This window comes from Streptomyces sp. NTH33 (genome assembly GCF_003236365.1).
Classification (GTDB): domain Bacteria; phylum Actinomycetota; class Actinomycetes; order Streptomycetales; family Streptomycetaceae; genus Streptomyces.
The window spans coordinates 1-2,450 of the sequence record NZ_POTZ01000715.1; the positions used below are offsets into that span (position 1 = coordinate 1).

Below are 2,450 nucleotides of genomic sequence, written 5' to 3' on the forward strand. Positions count from 1 at the left end.
GCCTTGGGCTGGACCTCGGGGGTGCCGCCGATGGGGGTCCCCCCGCTCGAACGGAGTTGAGAGTGGGGGAGGGTCAGCCCGGCCCGTGCCGAACACACCGGCCAGGCGCCGGGGCCCTGCCCGGCGAGGACCTTCTCCGCGACGGCGATCTGCTGGTCGCGGGTGGCCAGGTCCGCGCGCGGCGCGTACCGCGTTCCGCCGTACTCCGCCCAGGTGGACCGGGTGAACTGCAGACCGCCGTAGTAGCCGTTGCCGGTGTTGATGCTCCAGTTGCCGCTGGACTCGCAGGCGGCGACCTTGTTCCAGGTGGAGGCGTCGGCGGCGTGCGCGGCCGAGGCTCCGATGAGCGGAAGGGCCATTCCGGCGCCGCCCGCCGTGACAGTGAGCGAGGCGCGGTTGATCCTGTTGGGCTGGTACCGGCGGTGCCGACCGCGTGCGGCCATGTCTGAAGCCCCCTCGCCATGCGTCAGGAGGGGCGAAAGTAACCGCCGCGAACAGGCCGTGACAAGACGGATGTCGGCCGCTTCGGCACCCCAAGTGGCCGGTAACGGATCCCTGTTGGCCGGATCTGCGGAACGCGCACCGGGACACGGGCTTCTGCCGTGTGGAATGAGCCGCAGGGCCCCCGCGTGCGTAATGGAGCGTGCCGGGTCCGGATGTGCGGGTGCCGTACCGGCACGTCAGGATGGTTGTGAGGGCACGAGCGGCGATACTGGCGGGCACGGACGGCGGCGCGGTCGGCACCGCCGACGGCGGGACCCCGGCGTTCCACCTGATGATCCACCGGATTTTGAGGAGCAGGCGGTATGAGCACTACAGCCCAGATCGGCGTCACCGGACTCGCGGTCATGGGCCGCAACCTCGCCCGCAACTTCGCGCGCAACGGCTACACGGTCGCGCTGCACAACCGGACCGCGTCCCGGACGCACGCCCTGGTCGAGGAGTTCGGACACGAGGGCGACTTCATCCCGGCCGAGACCGCCAAGGAGTTCGTGGCGGCGCTGGAGCGGCCACGCCGCCTGGTCGTCATGGTGAAGGCCGGTGAGCCGACCGACGCGGTGATCCAGGAGTTCGCGCCGCTGCTGGAGCCCGGTGACATGATCATCGACGGCGGCAACGCGCACTTCGCGGACACCCGGCGCCGGGAGCGGGAGCTGCGCGAGCAGGGCATCCACTTCGTGGGCACGGGCATCTCCGGCGGCGAGGAGGGCGCGCTGCACGGTCCGAGCATCATGCCGGGCGGCTCGAAGGAGTCGTACGACTCCCTCGGCCCGATGCTGGAGAAGATCTCCGCGAAGGCGGCGGACGGCGCACCGTGCGTCACGCACGTGGGCCCGGACGGCGCGGGTCACTTCGTGAAGATGGTGCACAACGGCATCGAGTACGCCGACATGCAGCTGATCGGCGAGGCGTACCAGCTGCTGCGCGAGGTCGCCGGCTACTCCCCCGCGCAGATCGCGGAGATCTTCCGCACCTGGAACAGGGGCCGTCTGGACTCGTACCTGATCGGGATCACGGCGGAGGTCCTGTCCCACGTGGACGCGGCGACCGGCAAGCCGTTCGTGGACGTGGTGGTGGACCAGGCCGAGCAGAAGGGCACGGGCCGCTGGACGGTGCAGATCGCCCTCGACCTGGGCGTGCCGGTGTCGGGCATCGCGGAGGCGGTCTTCGCGCGCTCCCTGTCCGGGCACGCGGCCCTGCGGGAGGCCTCGCGGGGCCTGGCGGGCCCGAAGGCGTCGCCGCTGCCGGAGTCCGAGGCGGCGGCCTTCGCGGACCGGGTGGAGCAGGCGCTGTACGCCTCGAAGATCGTGTCGTACACGCAGGGCTTCCACGAGATCGCCGCCGGCGGCGAGGAGTACGGCTGGGGCATCGACCTCGGCGCGGTCTCCGCCATCTGGCGCGGCGGCTGCATCATCCGCGCGGCCTTCCTGGACCGGATCCGCGCCGCGTACGACGCCCGTCCGGACCTGCCGAGCCTGCTGTCCGACGACACCTTCGCCCGGGGGATCGCGGCGGCCCAGGACGACTGGCGCGAGGTGCTGGTCGCGGCGACGCGGCAGGGGGTGCCCACGCCCGGCTTCTCGGCCGCACTGGCCTACTACGACGCGCTGCGCGCCGAACGCCTCCCGGCCGCGCTCACGCAGGGCCAGCGGGACTTCTTCGGGGCGCACACCTACCGGCGGGTGGACCGGGAAGGCTCCTTCCACACGCTGTGGGGCGGGGACCGGTCGGAGGTGACGGCGTAGGGTCGCCGCCCCGGCCGATCGCCCCGGCCGGCCAGGAGTGAGCAGCACGAAAAGGACGGTGGGCGGCTGAGCAGCCGTCCACCGTCGGCGTCTGCGGCGGGCGTGTGTTTCCTGTGCGGCGGGGCGTGCGTTCCCTGCGGGTTCCGTGCTCAGGTCAGGGGCGGTCCCGGTTCGGGGTTCGGGACCGGCTCCGGGCCTGGGGGG

2 protein-coding genes are annotated in these 2,450 nt (G+C 72.4%); one reads left to right on the top strand and one right to left on the bottom strand.

All coding sequences use genetic code 11. The annotated features are described in order from the left end of the window. On the bottom strand, nt 1-443 hold a 443-nt coding region (locus tag C1I97_RS35380; RefSeq protein ID WP_258382898.1), incomplete at its 3' end, for a transglycosylase family protein. Nucleotides 444-806: 363 nt separating this feature from the next. Here C1I97_RS35380 and gndA point away from each other — a divergent pair. Next, nucleotides 807-2,246, top strand: a complete 1,440-nt coding sequence (gene gndA, locus C1I97_RS35385; RefSeq protein ID WP_111007044.1) for an NADP-dependent phosphogluconate dehydrogenase — start codon at nt 807-809, stop codon at nt 2,244-2,246. Nucleotides 2,247-2,450 lie beyond the last annotated feature (204 nt).

What these genes read in the sequence shown, in the direction of transcription:
- gndA (WP_111007044.1), top strand. Translation starts at nt 807, where the DNA reads ATGAGCACTACAGCCCAGATCGGCGTCACCGGACTCGCGGTCATGGGC.